This is a genomic window from Streptomyces sp. ISL-94, from assembly GCF_018614075.1.
Lineage (GTDB): Bacteria > Actinomycetota > Actinomycetes > Streptomycetales > Streptomycetaceae > Streptomyces.
Map to the genome: position 1 here is coordinate 47,669 of NZ_JAGGOZ010000117.1, position 24,854 is coordinate 72,522.

Annotated in this window: 29 protein-coding genes; 10 read left to right on the plus strand and 19 right to left on the minus strand. The window is 70.2% G+C overall.

What is annotated here, in order from left to right:
* Positions 1–244: 244 nt before the first annotated feature.
* The 3 genes from J7E94_RS30205 to J7E94_RS30215 all read right to left on the minus strand — a co-directional run bounded on the left by J7E94_RS30205 (position 245) and on the right by J7E94_RS30215 (position 3,067).
* Positions 245–2,038 carry a thiamine pyrophosphate-requiring protein gene (locus J7E94_RS30205; RefSeq protein ID WP_215019986.1) on the minus strand — a complete coding sequence of 598 codons (1,794 nt, stop codon included), beginning with the start codon at positions 2,036–2,038 and terminating at the stop codon, positions 245–247.
* A 201-nt stretch (positions 2,039–2,239) separates the two neighbouring features.
* Positions 2,240–2,659: a CBS domain-containing protein gene (locus tag J7E94_RS30210; RefSeq protein WP_215019987.1), complete on the minus strand. Its 420-nt coding sequence runs from the start codon at positions 2,657–2,659 to the stop codon at positions 2,240–2,242.
* Positions 2,660–2,839: 180 nt separating this feature from the next.
* The gene (locus J7E94_RS30215) at positions 2,840–3,067 is read right to left on the minus strand and encodes a hypothetical protein (RefSeq protein ID WP_374224516.1); all 228 of its coding nucleotides are present in this window, start codon (positions 3,065–3,067) and stop codon (positions 2,840–2,842) included.
* Positions 3,068–3,314: 247 nt separating this feature from the next.
* On the opposite strand from J7E94_RS30215, the gene J7E94_RS30220 reads away from it, so the two are divergent.
* Together J7E94_RS30220 and J7E94_RS30225 are read left to right on the plus strand one after the other, a co-directional pair.
* A complete protein-coding gene (locus J7E94_RS30220) occupies positions 3,315–3,485 on the plus strand; it encodes a hypothetical protein (RefSeq protein WP_215019988.1) in 171 nt (56 codons plus the stop codon).
* Between the two features lie 102 nt (positions 3,486–3,587).
* Entirely contained in the window at positions 3,588–3,848 is a 261-nt protein-coding gene (locus tag J7E94_RS30225) for a GlsB/YeaQ/YmgE family stress response membrane protein (RefSeq protein ID WP_215019989.1), read from the plus strand.
* A 418-nt stretch (positions 3,849–4,266) separates the two neighbouring features.
* Here J7E94_RS30225 and J7E94_RS30230 read toward each other — a convergent pair whose 3' ends face one another.
* The 8 genes from J7E94_RS30230 to J7E94_RS30265 are packed head-to-tail and all read right to left on the minus strand — an operon-like array spanning position 4,267 to position 8,050.
* Entirely contained in the window at positions 4,267–4,668 is a 402-nt protein-coding gene (locus J7E94_RS30230) for a gas vesicle protein K (protein WP_215019990.1), read from the minus strand.
* A complete protein-coding gene (locus J7E94_RS30235; protein WP_215019991.1) occupies positions 4,665–4,877 on the minus strand; it encodes a gas vesicle protein in 213 nt (70 codons plus the stop codon). The genes J7E94_RS30230 and J7E94_RS30235 overlap by 4 nt, the downstream gene beginning before the upstream one ends.
* Positions 4,874–5,695, minus strand: a complete 822-nt coding sequence (locus J7E94_RS30240; protein WP_215019992.1) for a GvpL/GvpF family gas vesicle protein — start codon at positions 5,693–5,695, stop codon at positions 4,874–4,876. Before J7E94_RS30240 ends, J7E94_RS30235 begins: the two co-directional genes overlap by 4 nt.
* Positions 5,692–6,123, minus strand: a complete 432-nt coding sequence (locus tag J7E94_RS30245; protein WP_215019993.1) for a gas vesicle protein — start codon at positions 6,121–6,123, stop codon at positions 5,692–5,694. The genes J7E94_RS30240 and J7E94_RS30245 overlap by 4 nt, the downstream gene beginning before the upstream one ends.
* 18 nt (positions 6,124–6,141) lie before the next feature.
* Positions 6,142–6,390, minus strand: coding sequence for a gas vesicle protein GvpG (locus J7E94_RS30250; RefSeq protein ID WP_215019994.1), 249 nt, complete (start codon positions 6,388–6,390; stop codon positions 6,142–6,144).
* Between the two features lie 60 nt (positions 6,391–6,450).
* Entirely contained in the window at positions 6,451–7,161 is a 711-nt protein-coding gene (locus tag J7E94_RS30255; protein WP_215019995.1) for a GvpL/GvpF family gas vesicle protein, read from the minus strand.
* A 3-nt stretch (positions 7,162–7,164) separates the two neighbouring features.
* Entirely contained in the window at positions 7,165–7,632 is a 468-nt protein-coding gene (gene gvpJ, locus J7E94_RS30260) for a gas vesicle protein GvpJ (RefSeq protein ID WP_215019996.1), read from the minus strand.
* 28 nt (positions 7,633–7,660) lie between these two features.
* Complete coding sequence (locus J7E94_RS30265) at positions 7,661–8,050, minus strand: gas vesicle protein (protein WP_215019997.1); 390 nt, start codon at positions 8,048–8,050, stop codon at positions 7,661–7,663.
* A gap of 235 nt (positions 8,051–8,285) precedes the next feature.
* Here J7E94_RS30265 and J7E94_RS30270 point away from each other — a divergent pair, with 235 nt between their 5' ends.
* Positions 8,286–9,266 carry a histone protein gene (locus tag J7E94_RS30270; protein ID WP_215019998.1) on the plus strand — a complete coding sequence of 327 codons (981 nt, stop codon included), beginning with the start codon at positions 8,286–8,288 and terminating at the stop codon, positions 9,264–9,266.
* A gap of 3 nt (positions 9,267–9,269) precedes the next feature.
* The gene (locus tag J7E94_RS30275; RefSeq protein WP_215019999.1) at positions 9,270–10,304 is read left to right on the plus strand and encodes an SRPBCC family protein; all 1,035 of its coding nucleotides are present in this window, start codon (positions 9,270–9,272) and stop codon (positions 10,302–10,304) included.
* A 173-nt stretch (positions 10,305–10,477) separates the two neighbouring features.
* Here the strand turns inward: J7E94_RS30275 and J7E94_RS30280 are convergent, their stop codons facing one another.
* Both J7E94_RS30280 and J7E94_RS30285 read right to left on the minus strand, forming a co-directional pair.
* Complete coding sequence (locus J7E94_RS30280; RefSeq protein ID WP_215020000.1) at positions 10,478–10,651, minus strand: CsbD family protein; 174 nt, start codon at positions 10,649–10,651, stop codon at positions 10,478–10,480.
* 142 nt (positions 10,652–10,793) lie between these two features.
* Positions 10,794–11,162 (minus strand): hypothetical protein, encoded by a 369-nt coding sequence (locus J7E94_RS30285; protein ID WP_215020001.1) that lies wholly within the window; start codon positions 11,160–11,162, stop codon positions 10,794–10,796.
* An 89-nt stretch (positions 11,163–11,251) separates the two neighbouring features.
* Here J7E94_RS30285 and J7E94_RS30290 point away from each other — a divergent pair, with 89 nt between their 5' ends.
* From J7E94_RS30290 to J7E94_RS30300, 3 genes are all read left to right on the plus strand, one after another.
* Positions 11,252–12,031: a hypothetical protein gene (locus J7E94_RS30290; RefSeq protein ID WP_215020002.1), complete on the plus strand. Its 780-nt coding sequence runs from the start codon at positions 11,252–11,254 to the stop codon at positions 12,029–12,031.
* A gap of 230 nt (positions 12,032–12,261) precedes the next feature.
* Positions 12,262–12,879, plus strand: coding sequence for a TOPRIM nucleotidyl transferase/hydrolase domain-containing protein (locus tag J7E94_RS30295; protein WP_215020003.1), 618 nt, complete (start codon positions 12,262–12,264; stop codon positions 12,877–12,879).
* A gap of 163 nt (positions 12,880–13,042) precedes the next feature.
* The gene (locus J7E94_RS30300) at positions 13,043–14,122 is read left to right on the plus strand and encodes an RICIN domain-containing protein (protein WP_215020004.1); all 1,080 of its coding nucleotides are present in this window, start codon (positions 13,043–13,045) and stop codon (positions 14,120–14,122) included.
* A gap of 223 nt (positions 14,123–14,345) precedes the next feature.
* On the opposite strand, the gene J7E94_RS36100 is transcribed toward J7E94_RS30300, so the two are convergent.
* From J7E94_RS36100 to J7E94_RS30315, 3 genes are all read right to left on the minus strand, one after another.
* The gene (locus J7E94_RS36100) at positions 14,346–14,714 is read right to left on the minus strand and encodes a chloride channel protein (RefSeq protein ID WP_215020005.1); all 369 of its coding nucleotides are present in this window, start codon (positions 14,712–14,714) and stop codon (positions 14,346–14,348) included.
* 387 nt (positions 14,715–15,101) lie between these two features.
* On the minus strand, positions 15,102–16,025 hold the full coding sequence (locus tag J7E94_RS30310) for a hypothetical protein (protein WP_251057447.1): 924 nt from the start codon (positions 16,023–16,025) through the stop codon (positions 15,102–15,104).
* Between the two features lie 109 nt (positions 16,026–16,134).
* Complete coding sequence (locus J7E94_RS30315) at positions 16,135–16,617, minus strand: hypothetical protein (RefSeq protein ID WP_215020006.1); 483 nt, start codon at positions 16,615–16,617, stop codon at positions 16,135–16,137.
* A 196-nt stretch (positions 16,618–16,813) separates the two neighbouring features.
* Here J7E94_RS30315 and J7E94_RS35535 point away from each other — a divergent pair, with 196 nt between their 5' ends.
* Positions 16,814–18,031, plus strand: coding sequence for a monooxygenase (locus J7E94_RS35535; RefSeq protein ID WP_215020007.1), 1,218 nt, complete (start codon positions 16,814–16,816; stop codon positions 18,029–18,031).
* A 91-nt stretch (positions 18,032–18,122) separates the two neighbouring features.
* Here the strand turns inward: J7E94_RS35535 and J7E94_RS30325 are convergent, their stop codons facing one another.
* Positions 18,123–19,373: a phospholipase D-like domain-containing protein gene (locus tag J7E94_RS30325; protein ID WP_215020008.1), complete on the minus strand. Its 1,251-nt coding sequence runs from the start codon at positions 19,371–19,373 to the stop codon at positions 18,123–18,125.
* A 100-nt stretch (positions 19,374–19,473) separates the two neighbouring features.
* Positions 19,474–20,067: a GNAT family N-acetyltransferase gene (locus J7E94_RS30330; RefSeq protein ID WP_215020009.1), complete on the minus strand. Its 594-nt coding sequence runs from the start codon at positions 20,065–20,067 to the stop codon at positions 19,474–19,476.
* A gap of 96 nt (positions 20,068–20,163) precedes the next feature.
* On the opposite strand from J7E94_RS30330, the gene J7E94_RS30335 reads away from it, so the two are divergent.
* Together J7E94_RS30335 and J7E94_RS30340 are read left to right on the plus strand one after the other, a co-directional pair.
* Complete coding sequence (locus J7E94_RS30335; RefSeq protein ID WP_215020010.1) at positions 20,164–20,700, plus strand: NADPH-dependent FMN reductase; 537 nt, start codon at positions 20,164–20,166, stop codon at positions 20,698–20,700.
* A 208-nt stretch (positions 20,701–20,908) separates the two neighbouring features.
* Positions 20,909–22,858 carry an FAD-dependent oxidoreductase gene (locus J7E94_RS30340; protein ID WP_308345531.1) on the plus strand — a complete coding sequence of 650 codons (1,950 nt, stop codon included), beginning with the start codon at positions 20,909–20,911 and terminating at the stop codon, positions 22,856–22,858.
* 17 nt (positions 22,859–22,875) lie between these two features.
* Here the strand turns inward: J7E94_RS30340 and J7E94_RS30345 are convergent, their stop codons facing one another.
* Positions 22,876–24,807, minus strand: coding sequence for an NAD-binding lipoprotein (locus J7E94_RS30345; RefSeq protein ID WP_215020011.1), 1,932 nt, complete (start codon positions 24,805–24,807; stop codon positions 22,876–22,878).
* Between the last annotated feature and the right edge of the window lie 47 nt (positions 24,808–24,854).

A 24,854-nucleotide genomic window follows, 5' to 3' on the forward strand; every position in this document is an offset into this window, starting at 1 on the left:
CGGGTCGCAGGGAGCCCCCGTCTGGAGGCAGTCGACGGCCGGGATCGCGCGGGCGAAGTACGGCAGGTCGTAGCCGTACTCGCCCGCGGCGACGTCGGCGGTGAAGACGTCCCGCACGAGCGCGAGGGCCACCAGGTCGTCGAAGGAGACGGGCACCTGAACCAGCTCACCCCCGGGCCCGTCAGGTCCCGCCCCGCACGGACCGCCTGCAGGTCAGCGAAGGGGGTCGGCAGGATCAGCGGGATCAGCCCTTGTCCCTGCCCTTGCCCGGCAAGAAGTCCTGGATCTTCGCTTTGAGGCCCTGACGGACCACCGAGGCACGGTCGCTGTCCCCGTGCAGCACCGACGAGGCGGTTGCCTTGGCCTGGTCCAAGGTGGCGTGCGGCGGAATCGGCGGCACCGCCGGGTCCGTACGGAAATCGATCACGAAGGGCCGGTCGGCGGCCAGGGCCTGGCGCCACGCCGGCTCCACGTCGTCCGGGCTCTCGACCCGGAGGCCGGACAGGCCGAGCCCGACGGCGAAGTCGGCGTAGCGGACGTCGGGCAGCCGCTGCGACTCCTCGAACTGCGGCATGCCCTCCAAGGCCCGCATCTCCCAGGTCACCTGGTTCAGATCCTGGTTGTTCAGGACCGCGACGATCAGCCGCGGATCCGTCCACTCCCGGTAGTACTTGGCGACGGTGATCAGTTCCGCCATGCCGTTCATCTGCATCGCACCGTCACCGACGATCGCGATCGCCGGCCGCTCCGGGAACGCGAACTTCGCCCCGATGACGTACGGGACGCCCGGCCCCATGGTCGCCAGCGTCCCCGAGAGGGAGCCGCGCATCGAGCCGCGCATCCGCAGGTGCCGCGCGTACCAGTTCGCGGCCGAACCGGAGTCCGCGGCCAGGATGACGTCGTCCGGCAGCAACGAGTCCAGCGTGTGCACCACCAGCTCGGGATTGACCGGGTCGGCGGGGACCTTGGCCCTGCGCTCCAGCACCTCCCACCAGCGCTCGTTGGACTGTTCGACGGAGTCGCGCCATGCCCGGTCCGTCTTGCGCTCCAACAGCGGCAGCAGCCGCTTCAGCGTCTCCGCCGCGTCACCGACGACGTTCACCTCGAACGGGTACCGCAGGCCGACCAGCGAGGGGTCCACGTCGATCTGCACGCCCCGCGCCTGGCCGAAGTCGGGCAGGAACTGGCTGTACGGGAAGCTGGAGCCGACGACGAGAAGGGTGTCGCAGTCGCGCATCATCTCGTACGACGGCCGAGTGCCGAGAAGACCGATCGACCCGGTGACGTAGGGCAGCGTGTCGGGCAGTACGTCCTTGCCCAGCAGGGCCTTGGCCACGCCCGCGCCGAGCACCTCGGCGACCTCCTCGACCTCGGCGCGCGCGTGCCGCGCGCCCTGGCCGACCAGCATGGCGACCCGCTCGCCCGCGTTGAGGACCTCGGCGCACCGGGCCAGCTCCTCATCGGCCGGGACGGGCGCGAAACGGCCCAGGCCCTGGCTGGAGGGCACCATCTTGAACTCGTGCGTCGGCGCCTCGTAGGGCAGGTCCTGGACGTCCGCCGGGATGATCACGGCGGTGACGGTGCGCCGGGCCGTGGCCACGCGCATCGCCCGGTCCAGGACGCCGGGCAGCTGCTGGGGGACGGTGACCATCTCGCAGAAGTCGGAGGCCACGTCCTTGTAGAGGGAGAGCAGGTCGACCTCCTGCTGGTAGGCGCCGCCCATCGCGGACCGGTCGGTCTGCCCCACGATCGCGACGACGGGCACGTGGTCGAGCTTGGCGTCGTAGAGGCCGTTGAGCAGGTGGATGGCCCCGGGCCCGGAGGTCGCGGCGCACACACCGGTCCGGTGGGAGAACTTCGCGTACCCGACGGCCTGGAAGGCGGACATCTCCTCGTGCCGGGACTGGATGAAGCGCGGCTTGTCGTCCGCCCTGCTCCAGGCGGCGAGCAGTCCGTTGATACCGTCTCCGGGGTAGGCGAAGACGTACTCCACCTCCCACTCCCGCAACCTCTTCAGCAGGTGGTCCGAGACCTTCATCGCGCGAACTCCCTTCGCAGCGGGGCCGGCCCCCACGGGCCAGGAGCGCGGCGCGCGCCCTATGGCGCGGCTAACCCCTCGCGGACCGGGCAAACCCGAATGCGGGATCTTCCGGCGCGTGGCATGGCGTGGCATGGCGTGGCATGGCGTGGCATTGGCTGCCCGGAGGCACCGCCGTGCGCGCCGGGTGCGGGGCGGCCGTCAAATGTTGGGCTCCGCGGCACTGATGTCCGCGAGGGCGGAAGTGGGGTCGCGGTCGAGGGCGAGATCGCCCAGGGCGACGACGCCGACCAGCTCATCGCCTTCGATCACCGGCAGCCGGCGCAGCGCGCGCTCGCGCATGAGGTCGACGGCACGGTCGACGTCGTCGTCGGCGTCGATGATCACGAGGTCCTCGCTGCAGACTTCCGCGACGGTGGTCTGGTCGGGGTCCTTGCCGTCGGCGAGGGCGCGTACGACGAGGTCGCGGTCGGTGACCAGGCCACGCAGCCGACCGTCGTCGGTTACCAGGACGTCGCCGATGTCCGCATCGCGCATGCGGCGGGCCGCTTCGTGCACCGACGTGAGTGCGCCGACCGTGACCGGATCGCGGGTCATGATGTCTCGGATGGTTTGTGTCATGGTGTGCTCCTGGAGCGCGGAGGTCTTGTTGCGTCGCCTCGCCTTCCCCTCCGGGTGGCGGCCGGGTGCGCCGCCCGCTATGGCGCGCCTAACCCCCTCATCAGCGGCCAAACCACATCTGGCGCGGACGTGGGCCGCCGACTTCGCCATCGCAGATGAGCACGTTGGACCACATCTTGACTACCGGGGCCGGGACTGCGGCCCGTCTTCGCGGCCGGCCCGCCGGGGGACGTCGTTGAGGCGGCCGGTCACCACCAGGTTGCCCTCCGGGGTGTGCCGCGCGAGGTGGCCGGTGCGGAAGTAGCCATCGGTGGTGAAGGAGCGTGCGTTGTGGTCGGGCGCCCGGTAGTAGCCTCGCAAGGCATACGGACCGCGGGCGAGGAGTTCGCCGGACTCCCCGTCGGGCACGTCTCAGCAGAAAGTCCAACAAGGGCTCCTGACCAGGAGGAATGCCACGTACTTGGTCTGGCCCGCGAGTGGCTGGGGCCGCTCCCGCACCGTGGCGCCCGGTCGGCTGGCACGGTCTCAGGTGGGGGCGGGGCATCAGCCCCTTCTCGTGTTTGGACCCCTGCCGCGCGGGCACCCGCAGGGCGAGCGGGTCGCGCGCCCGGGCCACACAGCCCCCGGCCAGGCCAAGCCTTGCGAAAGGACCGACATGAGCGCCAGCGAGAAGGCGAAGGCTCAGATCGAGCAAGTTGCCGGGAAGGCTGTGAGGAAGGCTGCCCACGCGATGGGCAAAGACGGCCTGGCAGCCAAGGGTGCGGCTTTGGAAGCTCGCGGGAAGGCCCGGCATGGCAAGGAGAAGGGCAAGGACAGGTTCCGTTGACGTACGGGCGGACTTTTCCCAGGTTCCGGGGTTTAGAAATTCCCGAACAGTAAAGAAGTCAAATCGACACCGGCTTTTACATGACACAGGCAGGAAGGAATCATGGGCATACTCGCTTGGATCCTCCTAGGACTGCTCGCAGGCATCATTGCCAAGTTCTTGATGCCGGGCAGGGACCCGGGTGGCATCATCGTCACCATTCTCATCGGTATTGCCGGCGGTCTTCTGGGTGGATGGCTGGGTAAGGTCATTTTCGGCGTCGACTCCGTCGACGGCTTCTTCGAGCTCTCCACTTGGATCGCCGCCATCGTCGGCTCTCTCATCCTGCTGGCTGTCTACCGCCTGTTCGCGCGTCACAGGTAGCGCTGACTGCGCACCAACTCGGCGCGTCGACGAAACGGCTTCCCCTTGGAGGGTGAAGCCGTTTCTCGCGTCTGCCGGCTCTCACGGGACCGGCGCAGATTTCGTTGGCCGCTACCTCGAAATCGGCCCCTGCCTGGCCGTCACTTCCGGTTCCGTGATGATCCGCCTGTCGATTATCTTGCAGTCAGCAGGTGATACTCGTGAAGTTCACTCCGGGGCGGCACGGATTTAGGCGGCGCAGGCGCCGGGCCCTCGCTCGGTGGACCCCTCGAGCCCTCCTCCGCCGGGGCTGTGTACGAACGACGAAATGGGGTGTGCGCCTGACCGTCTGGGTCGCGCGACGGATCCTTCGGCGCGTGCTGCGTTCCCTCTTTTTCTGTTCTTCCTGCGTTGCTGCGCGGGCCACCTGACGCCGCACTCAGGGGGCGGGTGGGAGCAGCGGGCCGAGGGGGCCGAGGTCGAGGTTGAGGTCCTGGAGGGTGTAGCCGTGTTCGGCGCACAGGTCGGTCATGCGGTCGTGCAGGGCGAGGAGCGTGGCGCCGAGTTCTTCCTCCTGCTCGTCGGTGAGGTCGCCCGCGTCGACGCGGCGGAGGGCCTGGCGTTCGATCAGCTGGCGCAGGAGCTCGACGAGGGTGAGGACGAGCTTCAGGAGGTCTTCGCCGACGCGGTCGGGGTCGGTGTGGATGCGGCGAGCCGGGGGTTGGGCTTCGCCGGGACTGGTGGGGGGTGCCTGGAGGAGCCGGAAGGCGTTTGCCATGGTGTCGCTGAGGGCGTCGAGGTCGGGGGCGGGGGGCGGCTGCGGGTCGGGGTCGGCGTTCATGGCTGCTCGCCGGCGCGGGTGGAGGGGCCGGCTGGGGTGGTGACGGAGGTGATGAGGGCACGCAGGGAGATGCGGACGAGGTCGATGTCGGCGATGGAGAGGACGATGTCGCCGGTGATGACGACGCCGCCCGCCAGGAGCCGGTCGAGAAGGTCGACGAGGGCGACTTGCCGGCCGGGCAGTGGTTCGTCTCGTTCGGTGAGCGTCATGGTCCCGCGCCGGGCTCGTCGGCTGGGGGCATGGCGAAGGAGTAGGGCGCCCAGGGACCGGTGATTTCGAGGCGGATGCCGGGCATGTTCTCGCCTTCCTGTCGGATGGCGGTGCGGAAGGCGTCGGCTTGGTCCTCGGATACGAGGTAAGCGTCGTTGAGGACGTTCTCGCCGCTCTCCCCGCGGGTGAGGGGCCCGGCCTGGGTGGGATGCCGCACGACATGGCTGGCGTGCTGGGCTGCTGTGGCGGCGATGCGTTCGGCTGCTTGCCTGGCTTCCCGGTAGCGGTCCTCACGGGCATGGTGCTGGGCTTTGCGGGCTTGGAGGTAGGCCTTGCCCGGGCTCGCGCCAGGCGCGGCGTCGGGCGCCGCGGTGTCGGTGTCGGGGCGGATGTAGGCCTTGACCCCGTACTCGGTGTGGTGGGCGAGGAGGGCGAGCCGGTCGGCGAAGGTGCGGTATCGCTCCCGCAAGGCTGCCAGGGCCCGCTCGCCGTCCTGGTAGAGGGTGGCCATCCGCAGGGGCAGGACGGTGGTGTGGTCGGAAAGGGCCTGGATGACGTGGTGGTGGGACCGGGCGGTGGTCTCGAGCCAGGCGAGGTCTTCGAAGTGGGATGTGAGGGCTTCCTCGCGCCAGTCCGTGCCGGGAACCTCGCTGGTGACGAACGCGAGGGCGGCAGCCGGGCCGGCGTCGTCGGCGCGGGGCGCCAAGAGGGTGACCGGGGCGTCGGCGACACCGCGGAGGCCCGCCACGATGGTGCCGAGCTCGCCGGTGGCCGCGACGACGGCGTAGACGTAGGTGAGGGTCGGCTCGGGGGTCATGGGCCGGGCCTCTTCCTGGTGGCGCGGGGCCGGCGCTCCTCTCCCTCCTCCGCCACGCCCTCATCGGGGCGTTGGGACGGGGCGGCCTCCAGGCGGTCGCGCCGCAGTGCCTCCAGTTCGGCGCGCAGTCGACGGTTCTCCTCCGCGAGCGGGTCGCCGCTGTGGCGGGAGGAGAGCGAGGGGTCGTACTCCCACCAGTCGATGCCCATCTCCTTGGCCTTGTCGACGGAGGCGATGAGGATCCGCAGTTTGATGGTCAGCAGCTCGATGTCGAGAAGGTTGATGCGGATGTCGCCGGCGATGACGATGCCCTTGTCCAGGACGCGTTCGAGGATGTCTGCCAGGCTGGCAGAGGAGGTCTGCGGATAGGACATCGGCGTCGCCCGGGACGGCAGCGGGCCGAGCCGGTTGGCAAGCGGGTCAGTCACGGTCCCCGACCTCCCTGGTCACTGCGGTCCCTGCCGGAATCGCATGATTTCGTCGAGGCGGTCGAGGAGTTCGTCCTCCTGGCGGTCGAAGGTGGCCTCGTCGATCTCCTCGAGCTGGAGACGACGCTCGAGGTCGGCCAGAGCGGCGTAGACCGGGGCAGGGTCGTAGTACTCCTCGTTCGCCTTGTCCACGACGCGCTGCGCCACCCACACCACGGCCCGTACGGGCGCCATTGGCGCGGTCAGCAAGCTGGTCAGCAACCCCATGGCTCCTCCTGACGCATTCTTCCGGCTTGGGCCGCCTGCGACCGGCGGGCCCCCGGGGCACTACACGAAGCTGTACGGGGGCAGCGGTCCGGCGAAGCGGAAAGCGACGCCGTCGATCTGCTGGGCGAGGCTGGCCTCGGCTTGAAGGAAGGTGTCCTTCTGGTCGTCGTGGACCAGAAGGGAAAGGTTCACGATGTCGCCGTCGGCCGGCGCGCGGACACTGTGGTCGCGGGCAAAGGGGATCAGTGCCTGGACCAGCCCGGCGGCCAGGGCTTCCTGCCGGTCGCGCACCTCGGCCGCGACGATCTCTCCCAGCTGCAGCGGCAGCCGCGGATCGGTGTCGCCGGCTCTGATCCGCTCGTTGAGCAGCCGGGCCTGGTGGGAGTCGTTGAGGATCTCCCGCAGGAGTGCCTCTTCGTCCTGGGAAGCCTTGATGTGGTACTCGGCGCAGCCCTGGAGGCGCTCCAGAGCCTCCAGGTAGCTCTCCGAGCGCTGCTGGAGGGCCTGGGTGACCGCTTCGTCGTCGGGCGCCGTGTAGCCGAACTGCAGCGGCAGGACCGTACCGTCGGCCATGAGGCGCTCTTGGACCTCCTGGTGCGCGGCCAGGTCCCGCCGCTTGGGCCGGATCTCCTCGTCTACGTCCGAGACGACCGCGCGCAGCTGCCCGGCGGTGACGGTGCGCAGCGGCGCGGGCTCGGCTCCGACGCCCGTCAGCCCGTCCAGGCGGCACGGGTGGGTGGTGGCGGTGATCGAGTACACGTAGAGAGCCATCGCCTACTCCCTTTCGCGGCGTGCGGGGCGGCGGGCGGGCCGGCGCCGGCGGGGGGTCTCTTCCTCTTCCGGTTCTTCCTCTTCCGGTTCTTCCTCTTTGGAGGAACCGCCGGTCAGAGACTGCGTCACGGCGTCCATGGCGCCACTGAGCGCGCCCTTGGACTTGCCGTGTGCCCCGCTCTCGACCGCGTTGCCGACCACGTCGGTCAGCTGCGCGGGGGCCTTGCGGCCTGCCTCCAAGTCGAGGCGGTTGCACGCCTCGGCGAAGCGGAGGTAGGTGTCCACGCTGGCCACGACGATCCGCGCATCGATCTTCAGCAGTTCGATGCCGACGAGGGAGACGCGGACGAACACGTCGATGACGAGACCGCGATCAAGGATCAGTTCCACCACGTCGTAGAGGCTGGCCGTGCCTCCGCCGCCACCTCCGGTTCTGCTGATGTTGCTTCCACCCTGCGGCAGCACAGTCATGGCCGCTTCCCTTCACAGGGCCGGCTTGTCAGGTCGGCCGGTCGATCATGCCCCGGCTGTATCGCCGGGTTCGCTCGTAGGAGATCAGCTCACCTTCCTCGTCGATCGTGACCTTGTAGCTTCCGATGACGCTGGTGGTATCGGGGATGCGCTCCAGTTCGAGGACCTCGACCTGGGCCTCCCAGCCGTCCTCGGTGGGACGCAGGGACGACACCGACTCGGGGCTGCGTCCCAGCAGCTGCGTGAGCTGTTCGGCTGCCAGGCGCATGGCCGCGGCAGCGCCCGTGACACGGGGGCGCGCAGGTGCCTTTCGGGCCGGTGCCCTGGGGGCGCTCCGGCTGGGGGGTGCGTCCTGTGCGTCCTGGTCACCGCCGTCTGGGGGGGTGCGTCGACGGCGCGCCGGCTCTGCTGCGGCCATGGCCACTCTCCTCGCGAACCGACCCGGGGCCTGCCCGCTCTTACCGGGCGCAAACATGCCCAAATTTCCACGATCCAGATTTTCATCGTATCTGAGGCATATCTGGAGCACGGCCGAGCAGCCCCTCTGTAACCGTGCGAGCGGTGTGTCGTCACCCGAGCGTGCGTCCGTAGCGGCATTTGGATCCGCAGGGGCGGCACCGGCCCGCACTCACCCGGTGAAAGGGAAAGGGCTCATGCAGGACACGACCAAGATCGCCCTGGCGGCCGCCGTCGCCGGGGGCTACGTACTGGGGCGGACGAAAAAGGGACGCCTGGCCTTCACCCTGGCGACATACGCCGCAGGTCGGCACTTCGGCGTTGAGCCGAGAGAGCTGGCGACGCAGGGGCTGAAGAAGCTCAGCGAGATGCCGCAGGTCGCGGAGCTCGGCGAGCAGATCAGGGGCGAGGCGCTGGACGCCGGCCGCAAGGCACTGGTGGCTACCGCGAGCCGCCGACTGGCCCAGCTCGCCGACTCGGTGCACGAGCGCACTCTCGGCCTTGGCCGCGGCGAGGAGGAGGAGGAGGCGGCGGACGAAGAGGATTACGACGAGGCGGAAGACAGCTACGAGGACGAGGAGGAGCCCTCCCAGAGGGCCGAGGAGGAGGAAGAGGAAGAGGAGGAAGAAGAGGAACCGGAGGAAGAAGAGCTCGAGGACGAAGAAGAGCCGGAGGAAGAGGAGGAGGAGCCCGAGGAGGAAGAGGAGCCCGAGGAGGAAGAGCCGGAGGAGGAAGAAGAGGAACCACCAGCTCCCCGGCGGCCGGCCCGTCGTTCCGCCCCGCGTACGAAGAAGGCGGCACCGAGCAGTGCGCCGGCGCGCAAGACGCCCCCCCGGAAGGCCCCCGCCAAGAAGGAGGCCCCGGACAAGAAGGCGGCTCCGGCCAAGAAAGCAGCCTCAGCCAAGAAGGCGGCCCCGGCCAAGAAGGCTTCGCCGGCGCGCGCTGCGACGAGGACTCCGGCGAAGAAGGCAGCCCCGGGCACGAAGGCGAGGGCAGGCTCTTCCTCGACCACCCGTCGGGCGCCGGCCACGAAGGCGGCGGCCAAACCTGCTGCGAAGAAGGCCGCAAAGAAGAGCGCAGCCCGGCCGGCTTCGAAGACCACGGCGAAGAAGACCGCTACGAAGAAGACCGCGGCCGCGAAGAAGACGGCCCGCCGCAAGCCGACCGCGCGGAGGTGAACCGTGGCCACCACACAGCGTGGCGCCAAGGGCGCACAGTCCGGTCTCGACCGACTCCTGGCCGAGGTCACCACGTTTCTCTCCGCCCAGGCTGAGCAGCTGGCGGACAAGGCCGTGGACAAAGTCGGCGATCTCACCGACAACCTCTACGACGTGGCGGAGAACGGAGGCCGGCTCCTTCCCGGCGTCGGCGGCCGGCTCCTCAAGGGGGACTCCCCCGTGAAGGCCGTCCTCGGCCAGACCTTCGAGGGGCTCAAGGACAAGGTCAAAGATGTGGGATCCGGTCTGCTGGGCGGCAAGGGCAAGAGCCGCAAGGGCAGCGCCAAAGCCATCAACATCATCGAGACCGCCGATGTCGGCGTACCGCTGCGGACCGCCTACAACCACTGGACCCAGTACGAGGACTTCAGCAGCTTCGCCAAGGGCGTGCGCAGCGTCTCACAGGGCGATGACACCACCACGGACTGGAAGGTCAAGGTGGGCCCTTCCACGCGGAGCTGGAAGGCCACCGTCCAGGAGCAGCTCCCCGACGACCGGATCGTCTGGAGCTCCGACGGACCCAAGGGGACCACCCGCGGTTGCGTGAGCTTCCACGAGCTGGCGCCCTCCCTCACCCGGATCATCCTGGTCGTGGAGTACTACCCCGCCGGGCTCTTCGAGAAGACGGGAAATATTTGGCGGGCCCAGGGCCGGCGCATGCGCCTGGACCTGAAGAACTTCAAGCGCTTCGTCACCCTCTCCACCGATGAGCCCGAAGGCTGGCGCGGAGAGATCGAAGACGGCGAGGTCGTCCTCACCCACGAGGAGGCCCTCGAGGAGGAGGCGACGGAAGAGCCGGATGAGGAGGAAGGGGAGGAAGAGGAGCCGCAGGCCGGGGAAGAGGAAGAGCAGGACGAGGAGGAATACCCCGAGGACGAAGACGAGGGACTCCCGGCGGATGAACAGGAGGAGGAGTACGAAGAAGAGGCCGAAGACTCCGACGAAGACGAGGACGAGGACGAGGAAGAAGAGCCGCGCCGCCCACGACGCCGGCGCTGAGGCTCGTCCTAGCCCGCGTGAACCGTACTCACGGCCACAGCACGCACCCGCCGCACCTTCCGAGGTCGGCGGGTGTGAGCGGGTGTGAGCGGGTGTGAGCGGGTGTGAGCGGGTGTGAGCGGGTGTGAGGAGGCCGGCGGCGATGCCGCCGGCCTCCGCGTTGGCATGGCGGGTCAGTGCTTGAGGGTGTCCTTGGCCTTCTGAGCCGTCTGCTTCGCATCACCTGCGGCCTGCTCGGCGCGGCCCTTCGCTTCCAGGCTCTCGTTGCCCACCGCCTTGCCGGTGACCTCCTTGGTCTTGCCCTTGATGTTCTTGCCGACGTTCTTGGCCTTCTTGCCTGCGGCCATTTCCGCACCTCCACATCACGCCATAAGAATTAATGGTGGCTCGATCAGCCGATACCCACATATTCCCAGGCGAAGCAACCTGTACGAGACATACCGGAGCGAAGCCGAGGGCCGGAGAACCGACGCGAAGGCCCCGTCCTCCCTACACTTTGGTCTTCGGCCTGCCGAGGTGCCACTCGTAGACGCCGAACGAGAAGCCCTCGACGTCCCCGTCCCCGTTGAAGCTCAGGTCACCGATCGGCGTCTTGAACCTCCCGGCGTGGATCGCCTCGGCGACCCGCTCGGGACGCTCTGCATCTCCGACCGTCCGGATGGCCTCGGCGATCACCTGGACCGCAGCGTAGGCGGCGAGGACGCAAGGGCCACTGAGGGCCCGGCCGGCCGCAGCATCGTCCGGACCCTGGTCGGCGACGCCAGGATCGGCGACGGCCGTGGCCGCAGGCATGGTCACCAGCAGGCCCTCCACCGCGTCCTGCGCGCTCTGCGAGACGGCCGCCGGCGCCGTTGTCACTGTCCGGCCGTCGACAGTGCTGGATGCCGGTGTGCGGCGGGGCCGAATCGCGATCCACACGTCCTTCGATCACACGTACGATGCCGGGCATGATCGTCGCGTCCGTGGACACCACCTCGCAGAGCTTCGCCCTCGGCCAGGTGACCGGAGTCCTCCTTGTCGCCCTTGTGGGCATCGTGCTGCTCTGGCGGCTGACCGGGTCCTGGCGCTCGCCGTCGACCCCGGCCGGCGGCGATCCTGCCCTCACCCTCCGCGAGGAGAGGAAGCGGCGCCTGCTCATCGTCGGCGTGACAGTGCTGATCGCGGTGGGCGCGGGCGTGAAGGCCGCTGCCTCCTACAACCCGGAACCGCGCGCCTCCGAGACCCGAGCGGCCGCGCCCGCCTTCGGGGCCGCGGAAGCGGGCACAGCCCGCACGGTGGTCCTGCCGGACAGCTTCGAGGACTTCCGGCTGCTGACCGGTGAGGCCGCCGAGCGCGTCGAGACCGAGGTGCTGGCGGGCCGCAAGCTGCCCGAGGGGACCAAAACCGGCTACTACGACGAGGACGGGGACGAAAACATCGACCTGGTCGTCCTGGTCCGCAGCGCCGAGTGGGATCCCAAGGTGCGCGAGGAGAAGGCGACCAAGTCGATCTCGCAAGAGTTCCGCAACTTCTTCACCGCCGCCAAGGCCCGTGACGCGACCCGATTCGCCCCGGGACCGTACGGCGGCGGCATCAGCTGCGGCTTCGCGGACTACTTCGGCGGCACCCAGACCGTGTGCGCCTGGAGCGACGCCACCACCTTCGGCGCGGTACGGCTGGTGCGGGAGACCAACCTCGCCGACGCCGCGCAGACCACCCTCACGCTCCGCAACGCGGCCATGCGCTGACCGCGCGCGCATGCGCCGAGGGCCACGTCGTCCCGAACATCAGGGGAGACCAGCGTGATCATTGCGGGTTCACTGACGCGACAGCCCGTGATGCCGGCGGGGGCGGCACCGCAGGCGAGCCGCTGCCGACGGCCTGGCCAACACAGCGGGGTGCCGAGGGCGTCGGGTGTGCCGCGCGGGGTCCTCGAATATTGCGTGCCGTGCCGTTGGTGACGGTCCAGACTCGCTCCATGGCGGACATACAGGCATTCCGGGATGCGGTCAGCGGCTGGGCGAACGGCGGTCCCGGCGGGGCGGCGAGTGATCTGGCTGTGCAACTGGGGGTGCGGACGGCGGTACTGCTGGAAGGGCCGAGTGACCTCGCGGCCGTTGAGACGCTGGCTGCCCGGCGTGGCCGGGACCTTGCCGCCGACGGCGTGTGCGTCATGGCGATGGGCGGGGCGATGAGCGTCGGCCGCTACGCCGGTCTCCTCGGGCCGCCCGGCCTCGGCCTGCGCCTGGCCGGACTGTGCGACGAGGGCGAGCAGCGCTTCTACGACCACGGCCTGCAGCGGGCACGGGCGCCGCACGGGGGCTTCTTCGTGTGCGTGTCGGACCTGGAGGACGAGCTCATCCGCGCCCTGGGCACGGCAAGGGTCGAGGAGATCGTCGGGGCCGAAGGCGACCTCCGTGCCTGGCAGACCTTCCTGCGCCAGCCCGCACAGCACGGTCGGCCCCGGCAGCAGCAGCTGCGGCGCTTCCTGGGCACGAAGAAGGGCCGCAAGATCCGCTACGGCCGCCTCCTCGTCGAGGCCCTCGACCCCGAACAGGTACCGACCCCGCTCGACGAACTCCTCGCGAGCCTGTGACCGACGTACGAAAGCACCATCGCGGGCGCGACCGGCCGGGGCGAGTCATACACCGCTCAGCGCACGCGGCCGAAACAGTTTGACCGGAATCCGACGTATCACGGCAGGCCGTTTACTTCTCTAGGCGGACGTAGCTCTGTTCGTCCCCACCGGAGGAGAACCCGTGCGTTCGAGAAGCAAGCTGTCTGTCCTGGCCGCCGTATGCGTGAGCGCCCTGGCGGTCGGGAGTCTGGCACAGCCCGCACTGGCGGACGGTTCGGTCAACGGACCCGTGGAGAACTGCAACGCTGCGGCCGCCGTGTCGCCGGGCTCCTTCGGCACCGGCGCGCTCTCGTGGTGCATCCTGGCGGCCCAGCAGACCGCCGAGACCAAGAGGGTGGCCCGCGAAACCTTCGTCAAGGGTCTGCTCGAGATGCTGACGAACCACACCGGCGGCAACTACAACATCATGATCTTCGACATCAAGGGCAAGAACGCCTTCGGAGACCCGTGGTTCGTCCACCACTACCAGGAGAACCTCCAGGACGTGGCGTTCCAGGGGGACGTCGAGTACCACGACGAGACCTCACGCGAGGACCAGACCTACCGGATCTGGATCTTCTCCGGTGGCGGCAGCTTCACCAACCAGGGCGACGGCGGCTGGGGCAACTGGGCTTTCTACGGCCTGTGGGACCGCACCGGCTCTACCGTGAACTTCCGCCGCACCTTGGAGCCGGCGACCATCCCCGGAGTGCCCAAGGGCGAGACTCCGGGCCCCGGCGACACGCCCGTGACCCCGGGCGTACCTGCCCAGCCCGGCCCCCGGCCCGGCTTCCGCGCCGACAGCGCGACGACCACGCCCCGCGGCTCGGGCCGCCCTCCGGTCGGTGTCCCGGTGCACCTGAAGACCGTCAACAACCTCGGAGCGGTCGCGACGAACGCTGCCTCCGGTTCGACGGTGGTCGCCGGGAAACTGGGCGCAGCGAACTCCAAGTGGACCTTCAAGGAGACGGGCCGCGGCCGCTACGAGATCACCAACGGGCTCGGGCCGGCCCTTACCGAGAACACGGGCACCTACTTCGCGAACGTCAATACCTGGAAGGGCAGTTCGACGCAGAAGTGGGAGGTCGTCAACGTCAAGGGCGACACCTACCAGATCAGGATCAGTGATCAGGACTGCCTGACCTACGACGAGGACTACAAGAAGCTGGGCGTGTGGACCTGCGACGGCTCCAAGGCCCAGCAGTGGACGATCGCCCACTGAGCAGCGCGACACCGTGACCGGACGGCCGCCCCCGGCGACCGTCCGGTCTACGCGAGCGCTCCGCCCGGGCACAACACGGCCGCCCCGCCCGGGCCGGTGAGGCGGGCCCGCTTCCCCTCCGCGCCGCCGGATCAGGGGCGTTCCGGCATCCGCCGCCGCAGGCTGTCGTAGAGGGGATCGCTCTCCAGCAGGTCCGCGGTCAGTGTCGCGGCGAAGCAGGCGATCAGCAGCGGGACGAGGAGCGGGGTGGCGCCGTCATCTCCACGACCAGGACGACGCCCGTGACCGGCGACCGTACGACCCCGGCGAAGAGGGCCGCCATTCCCACGGCTGCGAACGCGCCCGGGCCGGCCGGGTGAACCGGCAGCAGCGGCGCCGCGACCGCGTGCGCGAGGGAGGCCCGAGCCGATGGCGATGAGACCGCCGAAGAACTTGGCCGGCAACAGCCGCAGCGAACGGGAACCGGCTCCGGCTCCGGCTCCGGCTCCGGCTCCGGCTCCCGCCTCCTCGCGCCACACGGCTTCCACGTGCTGGATCCCGCTGCCCGCCGCGTGCGGAACCCGCCGGGCGATCGCGCACGCCACCGCCGCACCCACCGCCGCGAGCCCGACCGGGATCAGCCATCCCGGGCCGCCGAGCCCGGCAGCAGCCTCCAGCACCGAGCCGCGCAGCCTGCCGGCGCGTTCCAGGCACCCGCGGAACGCCCCGCCGACCAGCCCGACCAGGCAGCCCGCCGGCACGGCGACGAGGTAGGCGCGGTATCCCTCCCGGACCCGGCCGGCCGGCACGCCGGCCCCGTATGACCGGGACGGGGACCGGTCCGAGCACCGCGCATGCGCTGCCTCCCCACCGAGCCGTACTGGACGTCGTCCGAGCCTGAACCGGCGAGCCGCCCAGCACGACGAAGCTCGCCGAGTCCGCCTCCCAAGGCGCCCTGGTCAAAGCCCGTCACCGCGGGGACCGCGATGTGGCCCTAGAACTAGCCGTGGTGGGCGACCGTGTCGTCCGGCACCGGCGTTGCCGCGCGCCCGGTGAACCGCATGGCCACGCACGCGCCCAGGTACAGCAGGGCGACGACCAGCAGCAGCGCCTGATAGCCCGTCACCAGGGCCAGGTACTCGAGCGCGCCCCCGGTCAGCGCGCCCAGCAGATTCGCGCCGAGCGCCGAGGTCGGGTCCGGGGCGAGCGCGAGGCGGTCCGAGAAGATGAGGTTGGCGTAGAAGATGGGGGCGAAGGCCAGGGCGATGGCGGCGGCGAGCCGTGGGGCGAAGGGCAGCGCGAGCACGGCGTCCGCCGGGACGAACCAGGCCACCGCGAGGGTGCCGAAGAGCAGCAGCTGCAGCAGGAGCTGGTTGACCCGCGGGAGCCGGCGCCGGACCTCGACGCCCGCGAGGACGGCGAGCAGGACGCCGATGAAGACGAAGGCGTTGACCAGCCAGGTCGTACCGAAGTAGAGCGCGAAGTTGATCACGTTCTTCGTTTCGAGCAACATGAAGGCCGCGCCCAGCAGGAACATGTCGGCATAGCGGACCGTGCTCCGGATGCGAACGCCGGTCAGGCGCACCGACAGGAGGGTCACCAGCAGGATCGCGCCGAGCACACCCAGGTAGAGGGTGGGGATGTCCCGGTGGAACAGGTACGGGAAGGGGTGGTCATCGCTCGCGGCCGCCGGGACCGCGCCACTGGGCTGCCAGATCTGCTTGCAGGACTGGTCGGCGGGCGTCATTCCGGCCATCAGCACAGGCGCGTTCGGGCCGAACGGCGTCATGCAGGGGGCGTGTCCGTAGACGCCTTCGAGGGTGCCGGCGAAGTGGGAGGGGTGCGGCATGGCGGATGAGCAGGTCTCCGTGCGGGTGGAGCGGGACGGCCCGGTGTTCACGGTGATCCTGAGCAGACCGGTCACCGGCCTCCGGCCATTGTGGGGGGTCTTCGACCGGGCCGCAGGGCATCTGGACAGTGAGAGGGGAGAGGTCCCGCGATGAAGCTTGACACCGAGCGGTTCAGTGCCGAATTCAGTACACGAGCTTGTACGTCACGTCTTTGAGGACGGGAGACGGCGCGGTGTCGGTGTAGAGAATCCGGATCGTGGTGAAACGCTGCAGGTCGGGGTGGTCGGGCCAGCGCTGCGGGTTACTCAGGGTCACCGTCACCGGGTAGGGGCGGAAACGCCCCGCCGCGCAGTAGGGGCGGCAGTCGTTCACCATGTCGGTTCCGGCGGCCGTCGCGGTCCGCTGCCCCCAGGTCTCCCAGCGGAGCCCGACGAGCCGGTTGTTGCCGTCCCCGCAGGCCAGCAGGTACTCCTCGGGGCGCACCTGAGCCTGCGAGGAACAGTCGACGACCACGACCGGATCCGGCGTCGGGGCCGGTGCGGCGCGGCTTTGCGCGGAGGCCGGGAAGACGGCCGCCACGAGGGCCGCCGCCGAGACCAGCAGGGTGGCCGTCCGCGGCCTGCGCCGAGGCATCCGTAGGAGTCGGCCCTCTCCTGAAGCATCCACGAGAACCACCTCGCCTGCCTGTTCCGCCGTCGGTACGCGGCCACCCCCAGCTTCTCCCATCCACACGGACCGCGCATCAGCTGAGGTGGCGGCCGGGTCCGCGGGGCACGCGCCCCGCCTCTCCGTACAGGCGCCGTGCAACGGGATGGAGGGCCGGTAAGGTGGCGGCCCCCGGTGGATCGCAGAGGGAGCAGCCATGCGAGACGGTACGGTCGCGGTGGTCGGTGGGAGCATTGCAGGCTGCGCGTTCGCCTCGGCGGCGGCGCGCGCAGGTGCGGGCGAGGTGATGGTGCTGGAGCGCACCCGGGGGCGGCTGGCGGACCGAGGACTGGGGCTGTGCGTCCACGACGAACGGGCCGCCGAACTCACCGCCGTGGGAGCTCTGCCCGCCGGGATCCCGGCGCACCGGCTGACCCGGCGCAGGTGGGTGGTCCGGGACGGGGGCGGGCCGGGCGGGCGGGTGTTCTGGGAACAGCCGTTCCCCTTCCACTCGTACCACTGGGGTCTGCTGTGGCGGGGGCTGCGGGAGGCGACGCCGGACACCGTGGTCTACCGGCAGGGCGCGGCGGTGACGGGCGTGACCGGGGCAGGCGGTGAGGAGCGGGCCGAGGTACGCCTGGCGGACGGTGCCGTCGAGCGGTACGACCTGGTCATCGGCGCGGACGGGTACCGCTCGGTGGTGCGCGAGGCGGTCTGCGCGGAGTCCCGGCCGCACTACGCCGGCTACGTGTGCTGGCGGGGCAACTTCGACGCCCGGCGGCTGGACGTGCTCGGCGCCGGCGATTGGCCCGCCGAGGCGGTGACCACCGTCTGCTTCCCCGGCGGGAGCTGCGTCGTCTACCGCATCCCCGGACCGGACGGCCCCCGGGTCAACTGGGTCCTGTACGCCATGCCGCCGCGGACGGCGCGGCTGCCGTACGACGACCCGACGAGCTTTCCGCCGGGGAAGGTGACCGAGGAACTCACCGCACATCTCGGGGAGTTGCTCGACCGCGAGTTCCCGCCGTACTGGGCGGGCGTGATCGCGCTGACGGAGCCGGCGGACACCTTCGTCCAGCCCATCTACGACCTGGAAACCGCCCGTACCGCCGCCGGGCGCCTGCTGCTGGCGGGCGACGCCGCCACCGTGGTGCGCCCGCACAACACGAGCGGGGCGGCCAAGGCGCTCCAGGACGCCGCGGCCTTCGCGTCCGCGTGGCGCCGGTCCGGCTCCTGGGCGGAGCTGCTCCACGGGTACCGGGCGGCGCGGGGTGCGGCGGGCCGGGAGCTGGTCGCCTTGGCGCGCCGGCTGGGCCGGGCCCAGGTGGAGCGGACCCCTGACTGGGCGGCGATGGACCACACCGAGGCGGCGACATGGTGGCAGGGCCAGCTCGCCGGCGCCCCCGGCATCGGCGGCCAGGCCATGACCCCGTAGCGGCTGCGGATGTGCGCCCGGCGGAGCCGCCGGGCAGGACACACCGCTGCCGCACCTCATCTCACCTCACGTCACCTCACTGCGCCGCAACTCACCACGCCGCGCAGTGCGGGCTCGCCTTGATCGACTCGAAGTTCGCCGCGAACGCGTCGTACACCGCCGCATTGTCGATCTTCAGCAGCGTCTCGTCGTGTGACCGCAGGTTCGGGAAGGTGTAGTTGTGGCTCCCGGTGAAGACCAGCTTGCGGTTGGCCCCGCCCAGGTAAGTGCCCTCGATCAGCAGGTACTTGGAGTGGATGCCGATCGTCCGCGTCACTCCGGCGGCGTCGGTCGCGGTACCCGCGCACCGCGCCGCGTAGTCGAACCGCCCGGCGATCGTGTCCCGTACGGTGCTGCCGAGGTTTCCGTCCTCCCCGTTGTGCAGCAGCTCCACCCGGCAGCCCGCGCCCTTCAACTGCACGAGCTTGTCCGCCACCTGGGTGCGGGTGAAGGCGTACATGCCGATCCGGATCTTGGTGGTCCCGCCCGCGCAGTCCACGTTGTTGAGCAGCGAGACGACCGTGTCGGTGCCGGGGTCGGTGGAGTACGTCGTCCCGGCCTTCTCCTGACGCGGGAAGAAGTACGTCTTGTACGCCCCCGCCTCCGTGGTCTTGTAGTAGGTGGCCAGGCCGTCCCCGGAGGAGCCGTTGGCGCGCAGGTCCTGCCAGTAGGCCAGGTACGCCGCGTAGAGGCCGGAGCCCGCGTCGGGGATGGTCACGGCGTTGTTGAAGAGGTTGCGCCGCTGGCTGCTGGTGAGGTTCGCCGAGGTCTGGAACACCACCTTGTCGGTGCTGCCCACCTTGGAGAAGAGCAGGAACTTGTTGTGGTTGATGGCGCCGTCGTCGCCACCGCCCAGATTCCGGTTGCCGACGCAGCCGCGGGTCTCCGGGCAGGCCAGCACCCAGGAATCGGCGGCGAGGTCGGTTCCCAGGCCGGTCGCCGCGGCGAGCGTCGCGTACTCCGAGCCGGTTGCCTTCCCGTCCGGGCCGGTGGCCGCGACGGCGTCGCCGTCGACGATGAGCTTGACCTTCACGCCGCGGTTCTTCGCCGCGATCAGTGCGTTGCTGACGCCGCCGTCCGTGAACAGGTACATCGAACCGTTGATCTCCGCCCCTGCGGGCGTCCGGTTCACCAGGGAGATCAACTCGTTGCGGATGGCGTCCTGCTGCGCGGTCGTCCCGGCGGGGTCGTTGAAGGTTGCGGTGAGTGCCACGGTGTCGTCCGCAGCGATCGCACCCGGTGCCTCCAGCAGCGAGGCCCCCAGAATGAGCGCCCCTACCGCCGCTGCGTTGCGTATGCGCACGCGCTGCTCCGATCTGATGTTCCAACAATCCGATCTTGGAACCTATCGCACGGCGCGAGCCCCGCAGGCAGTCCGGGGGCGATCGCCGGAGCGCCGCTGGTTATGAGGGCGGACTGTCGTCCTGGATGCGGGCGTGAAGGTGCTCATCGTGCCACCCGTCGGCATGAAGCAGCGCACTGCGCATGGTGCCTTCCAAGGGGAAGCCCGCCTTGACGGCTATCCGGCACGATGCCGTATTGGCGACGGAGTGGCTGATCCGCAAGCGGTGGAGTCCGAGGTCTTCGAAGGCCCAGCGACTGATCCGGACGGTGGCATCGACCATGGTTCCCCTCCCCCGGCCGGCCGGCAGCAGCCAGTAGAGGAACTCGCCGCTGCCACCGCGCAGATCGAGGTCCGCCAGACCGATCAGCCCTACCGCAACGGCGTCGTCATCAGCGGCAATGGCCCAGATCGCGGCCTCTTCGCTCTGCCAGCGGCTCCGCCACCGGGTGATCTTCTGCCGGGCTTCGTCGTCGGACAGCCGGCCCGGACGGTTCCAGTGTTGGATCTCCGGGTCGAGGCACGACTGGGCGAGCGCCCGCGCGTCACTCTCCCGCCAGGGCCGCAACCGCATGCCGTTCGGGAGCCCGAAGGCCGGTTGCGTGCTCTGGCTCATCCGGCCGGCCGGCACCACGTCCGGTATCGCGTTGATCATCGTTCCATCATGCCGCCTGGCGCTGCGCAGGGGGTATCCGACGATCACGGGCGGAGGCGTTGCCGAAGTACGCCTACGACGCAGTACGTTGGGCGGATGCCTACGCCACCTGTGATCCTTTTGCTGTCCGGAAGCCTACGGGCCGGTTCCTCCAACGAGTCCGTGCTGCGCACCGCGCAGGCCGTGGCCTCCTCCCAGGTGCGTACCGTCCTTTACGACGGCTTGGCGGCCCTTCCGCACTTCAACCCCGACGACGACACGGACCCGCTGCCCGCTCCGGTGGCCGCGTTGCGTGCGGCGATCGACGAGGCGGCCGCGGTGTTGATCTGCACCCCGGAGTACGCGGGCACCCTGCCGGGTTCGTTCAAGAACCTGCTGGACTGGACGGTCGGCGGCACCGAGATCTGTGACAAGCCCGTGGCCTGGGTCAACGCGGCCGCCTCCGGCCGGGGTCAGGGCGCGGAGGCCACGCTGCGGACGGTGCTCGGCTACACCGGCGCCGACATCGTGGAGTCGGCGTGCGTGCGTGTTCCAGTGGACCGTCAGATGGTGGGCCCGGACGGTGTCATCACCGATGAGGGGGTGCGCGAGCAGCTCGGCAAGACGCTCGCACTGCTCGCGGCGCCCCGCTGACGGGGCGTGCCTCGGTGGCCTGCCGACCGTACGGTCGTGGGGCCGGATCCGCCGACCGGCCCCGTCCGGCAGTCATCAGTCATCAGTCATCGCGGCACGAATCCCAGTTCGTCAGCGTCGGGCGACCGAAACCGCACGTCCGGGTGATTGTTCCCCATCTGGGTGCCTTTGGGCATGCAAGGCGCTTGTAAGCCGCGAGAGTTGAGCCGTGATCATCGAACCCGGCCCCACGCCCGGCCCCTCGGGCGAGCCCGCCCCGGCGCCCGCCCGCCGCCCCTCCCGCCGTACCGTCATCGCCGGTGCGGCCGCCGTCGCGGGAGCCGGAGCGCTGACGGTCGCCGCCGCGTCCGCCGAGACCCCGCGGGCGCCGTCCGGCTCCGCGCGCCCCGACTGGGCGACCTGCCTCACCATCGCCCGGGCCATCCTCGTGCGGGACGACGACGACCAGCCCCTGGTACCTCGTTACGCCGACATCCTCCTGAAGAACGGCCTGCCCCGGTCCCGTACCCGCAAGAAGGTGCTGATCGTCGGCGCCGGGCCCGCCGGGCTCACCGCCGCGCACCTGCTGCGCGAGGGCGGACACCAGGTCACCGTCATCGAGGCCAACGGCAACCGGGTGGGCGGCCGGATCAAGACCTTCCGTACCGGCGGCCACGAGAAGTCCGCTGCCCCCTTCGCCGACCCCACGCAGTACGCCGAGGCCGGCGCCATGCGCATTCCCGACAGCCACCCGCTGGTCACCGGCCTGATCGACAGCCTCGGCCTGAAGCGCAGGCGCTTCCACCTGGTCGATGTCGACGGGTCCGGCCGCCCCGCCTACCGCACGTGGATCTTCGTCAACGGCATCCGCGTCCGCCGCGCCGACTACGCGCGCAGCCCGCAGGCCCTCAACCGCTCCTTCGGAGTGCCGGCGGCCTACGAAGCCCTGCCCGCCGCACAGATCGTCCGCAATGCCTTCGCCCCCGTACGCAAGGAGATCGAGGGCAAGAAGGACAAGGCGCTCGTCGAGGGCTGGGCCCGAGTCATCCAGCGCTACGGCCACATGTCGATGTACCGCTACCTGACCGAGGAGGCGAAGCTCGACGAGCGGACGATCGACCTGATCGGCACGGTCGAGAACCTCACCTCCCGGCTGCACCTTGCCTTCGTGCACAGCTTCATCGGTGCCTCGCTGATCAGTCCGGACACCGCCTTCTTCGAGCTGCCGGGCGGCACCGCCACCCTGGCCGACGCACTCTACGCCCGGGTCGAGGACCTCGTGCGGCTCGACCGCCGCGCCACCCGGATCACGCACGGGGAGGGGGAGGTCAGCATCGAAACCGTCTCCGAGGGCCGCGGCGGCGGCGCCGTGCAGCGCGAGACCTTCACCGGCGACACCGCGATCATCACCGTCCCCTTCTCCGGACTGCGCCACATCCCGGTCGCGCCCGCGCTCTCCTACGGCAAGCGGCGCGCGATCACCGAACTGCACTACGACGCGGCCACCAAGGTGCTGTTGGAGTTCAGCCGCCGCTGGTGGGAGTTCGACGAAGCCGACTGGAAGCGCGAGCTGGAAGCCGTGCAGCCCGGCCTGTACCGCAAGTACCAGCTCGGGCAGACCCCGGAGGACGGCGCGCTGCTGGGGGCCCACTCCTCCGTGTCCAAGCGCGACATCTCCAGTGCCCAACGGGCCCACTACGCGGCCTGCCGACGGGTCACCCGCGACCAGCCCGAGGCGGCCGGGGTCATCGGCGGCGGCTCAGCCACCGACAACCCCAACCGCTTCATGTTCCAGCCGTCCTACCCCGTCGAGGGCAGCGCGGGCGGGGTCGTGCTCGCCTCCTACAGCTGGTCGGACGACGCCCTGAAGTGGGACTCCCTGGACGACGACGAGCGCTACCCGCGCGCGCTCGCCGGCGTTCAGGAGGTGTTCGGGCAGCGGATCGAGGTGTTCTACACGGGCGTGGGACGCACCCAGTCCTGGATGCGCGACCCGTACGCCTACGGCGAGGCCTCGGTGCTGCTGCCCGGCCAGCACACCGAGCTCTTCCCCCACGTGCGCACGGCCGAAGGCAGCCTGCACTTCGCCGGGTGCCACACCTCCGTCAAGCCGGCGTGGATCGAAGGCGCCGTGGAGTCCGCGGTACGGACCGCCCTGGAGGTCCACTCGACCCTCTGAGCGGGCGGGGGGGTGCCTCAGCTTTCGGCGAGCACGATCAGCCAGTCGTGCTCGCCGAAGCGGACCCGCTGCCTCTTGTCCGGATTGAGCCGCACGCCGTACGCGGGGCCCGTGGCGGCCTGCGCGCGCAGCCGGTAGCCGACCGCGCATTCGCGGCGGCGGCGCGCCGACTCGACGAGGGTGGCGAACGCCACCTCGCGACCGGTCCGTACGTAGTCCGCGGCCGGTTTCAGGTGGAGCTCGCTCCCCGCCGCCTTGAACAGCTCCTCGAAGACGTCGGCGAGGCAGGGGCTCTCCGAGATCTGGGTCATGAGGAGACTGATCAGCCGGCCGCTGACGATGAAGTCGGCGCCCTCCCGGGCGGGGGCGAGCAGCCGGTTGCCGTCGTCGGACATCTCGGTGGTGAGCGAGAGCTCCCGGTCCGCGGCGTCCCCGATCGCCCGCAGGTGCAGCAGGGTGACAAGCGTCCGGTCGTCCGTCTCGGTTCCGGTCTGGGACTCGGCTCCCGCAACGGCCGGCATCGCGGCGTCGCGGTCCGCCTCCCCGATGACGATCACGCTGTCGTACGACGGCACGTCGAGCTTGGCCAGCAGCTGGGGATCGGTGATGTCCCCGCTGTGGAAGGTGACTTCGAGGCAGTTGCACGGCGCCGCGCTGCCGCAGGCGGTGCGCGTCGTCACGTCGTCGACGAGGGCCACGACGTCCAGGGTGGTTCCGGGGCTCACGAACTGGTCGAGCTGCTCCACGATGAGCGGAGCGCGGCGGTTCCAGCCCAGGAGCAGCAGGCGTTCGGCGGCGGGCGTCCTCGGGCGGGCCGTGACGATCGCGTCCTGGTCGACGAAGGAGGACGCGTCCGCCGGTACGGCCGTGTCGTCGTCCCGGGAGATGAGGATGATCCGGTCGCTCGCGCCGATCACCGTACCGGGGTCCGGGTTGAGGGCGACGCCGCCGTCGGTGTGCAGGAGACCGACCACCGAGGACGTGGTGAACGCCAGCAGGGCCTCGCCGAAGGTGCGTCCGGCGAGGCCCTGGGCCGCGGCGGTGTAGAGCTCGTCGCCCTCGAAGTCGAGCAGGTCCTGGTAGACGAGCGAGAGGCCGGGCTGGCGGGCGGTCTGGACGAGGAGCCGGGCGATGATGTCGTCGACGCACAGGACGTGGCCGCCCGGCCCGGCGGCCAGCTTGGCGGTGAGGTGGTTGCGGGTGTCGCGGACGGCGGCGACCACCACCACCGCCTCACCGGATTCGGGGACCGCCGCGTCGAGGGCGAGCAGGGTCTTCACCACGTGGGCGTCGCCGGTGTCCCCGTCCGGGGGCAGCACGAGCACGGCCTTCGCGGTCTGCGGACTCACCCGGGCCAGCTCCGAGGAGTCGGTGGTGCGGCCGTTACGGCAGATGATCTTCGTGGTGCCGGTGTCGGGGACGGAGGTGGAGATCTCGTCCTCCATCTCGACCTTGTCCTTCGGGGCGAGGACGGCGATGGCCGACTTGCGCTGGTTGGCGTTGGCGGCCACCAGCTCTCCGACCACCGGGAAGATCTGATCGGACCAGCCCAGCACGACGGTGTGCCCGGATTCCAGCACGGTCGAATGGCCGCGGCGCAGCAGCATGATGCGCCGGTTGATGCCGGTGGTGATCAGACTGACCAGCGTGGACACGAACAGCAGGGCGACCAGGGCGAGGGCCACGGAGGCCAGGACGTAGAGGGGGGAGCCGACCGCGCCCCCGATCTTGAGCGTTTGTCCGACACTCACCCACACGGCCGTGAGCCGGCCGGAGAGGGTCCTCGGAGCGGCCCGGTCGGCCCAGACGAGCACCGTGCTCGCCGGGACCACGACGGTGAGGCAGGCCAGGGCGAACCAGCCGATGAGCGCGGTGGTTCCCCCTGCCACCAGATGGTCGAACCGGTACCGCAGGCGCAGCCGTAAGGACGTCGTGTGCCGCTGCGCCATGAAAACTCCTCATCTTCCGCGCTGCTAACCCGCGGGCGCCCGGTCGG